The 1,399-nt window shown below is 68.7% G+C and carries 1 protein-coding gene and 2 tRNA genes; 2 read left to right on the top strand and 1 reads right to left on the bottom strand.

All coding sequences use genetic code 11. From position 1 onward, the window contains the following. Positions 1 to 54: 54 nt before the first annotated feature. Complete coding sequence (locus tag ACFXGJ_RS24455; RefSeq protein WP_378625864.1) at positions 55 to 621, bottom strand: transglycosylase family protein; 567 nt, start codon at positions 619 to 621, stop codon at positions 55 to 57. A gap of 452 nt (positions 622 to 1,073) precedes the next feature. On the opposite strand from ACFXGJ_RS24455, the gene ACFXGJ_RS24450 reads away from it, so the two are divergent. Then, positions 1,074 to 1,150 (top strand) — tRNA-Met (locus ACFXGJ_RS24450). 146 nt (positions 1,151 to 1,296) lie between these two features. After that, a tRNA-Met gene (locus ACFXGJ_RS24445) sits at positions 1,297 to 1,373 on the top strand. Positions 1,374 to 1,399: the final 26 nt, after the last annotated feature.

Genomic DNA, 1,399 nt, shown 5'->3' with positions numbered 1-1,399 from the left:
GGCCCTGCCGTCCGAGGATTCGGATGGCAGGGCCCCTCTGTCGTCGGGTCCGGGTCAGCGGGTGAGGCTGGCGAGGAACGCGCCGTTGTTGTCGATCAGCTGCTGCACCTGGCTGCCGTAGCCGTACTGCGTGGCGGTCGCGACGGCCGCATCGGTGGCCTGCCTGACCTGGTCGGTGGACGGCGCCGGGACGTTGGCGGGCAGGGCCGGCGTGGTCGGGGCGGCCGGGGCAGGCGCGGGGGCCGGGGTCGGCTCGACGACGGGGGCGGTCTCCTCGGAGGCGCCCGCGGTCAGGTACTGGCCGCAGACGGGCCAGGCGCCGGGGCCCTGGCTCGCGAGGGTGTTCTCGGCGACGCGGATCTGCTCGGACTTGGAGGCACCGTGCGGGGAGCCGCTGCCGCCGTTGGCGGTCCAGGTGCTCTGGGAGAACTGGAGGCCGCCGTAGTAGCCGTTGCCGGTGTTGGTCGACCAGTTGCCTCCGCTCTCGCACTGTGCGACGCCGTCCCAGTTGTGGGTGGCGGCGGAGGCGGTTCCGGAAGCGAGGCCGAAGGGGACTGCGACGAGGGCGCCGGTGACGGCGGCCCAACCGAGCGCACGCGTGGTCGTCTTGCGAGTGGTCATGCGGGTGAATCCTCTCCGCGCTTGCTGACGGGGCCGGCCTGGGCGGGTCGAACATCTCTCCATCGCCCGGCGTGCGAATTCGGCGCTACCGTCCCTGCCCCTCGAAGGTTTCGGGGTTGCCGATCCCGCGGGGCAGAGTCGTGCAGCGGCGGGTCGGCTCGGCCCGGTCGTTTCGGGCCGTTTGCGACCGTACGCAACAACTTTCGGCCGGTCACATCGTCGATCGGCAGACCGGCTGGTCCGTCGACTTCCTCGAAATCCGACGTTCAGCCAGGTCAGTCGGGATTGCTGGAGGTTGTCCAGAGGGTCGTTACCGGTCCGTTATTGTGCCGTGTATCACCGAGATTTTGTGCGCCGGGTCACAGTCTCGCGGGCCTCCCGGGGCGACTCGAGCGGGTCGACACCCGCGATTTGTGTTTCGTTCGGACGCTCGTGTAACTTCGTTCATGCATCGCGGGGTGGAGCAGCTCGGTAGCTCGCTGGGCTCATAACCCAGAGGTCGCAGGTTCAAATCCTGTCCCCGCTACCAAAGAACGAAAGCCCGGTCTTCGGACCGGGCTTTCGTCGTTTCGGGGTGCTCGGGTCGCCGGTGGTCGGGTCGCGCGCGGAAGTGGTGCAGCCCACTCCGGGGGTGGTCGGAGGCGCCCGAAAGTTCGTGTAGAGTGGTTCTTGCAGCGCGGGGTGGAGCAGCTCGGTAGCTCGCTGGGCTCATAACCCAGAGGTCGCAGGTTCAAATCCTGTCCCCGCTACCAAAGAACGAAGGACCCGGTACCCAGGC

Source organism: Rhodococcus sp. NPDC059234 (genome assembly GCF_042754225.1).
GTDB lineage: Bacteria > Actinomycetota > Actinomycetes > Mycobacteriales > Mycobacteriaceae > Rhodococcus_G.
This window is presented reverse-complemented; position numbering and strand designations above follow the sequence as displayed.

What these genes read in the sequence shown, in the direction of transcription:
- ACFXGJ_RS24455 (WP_378625864.1), bottom strand. Translation starts at nt 621, where the DNA reads ATGACCACTCGCAAGACGACCACGCGTGCGCTCGGTTGGGCCGCCGTC.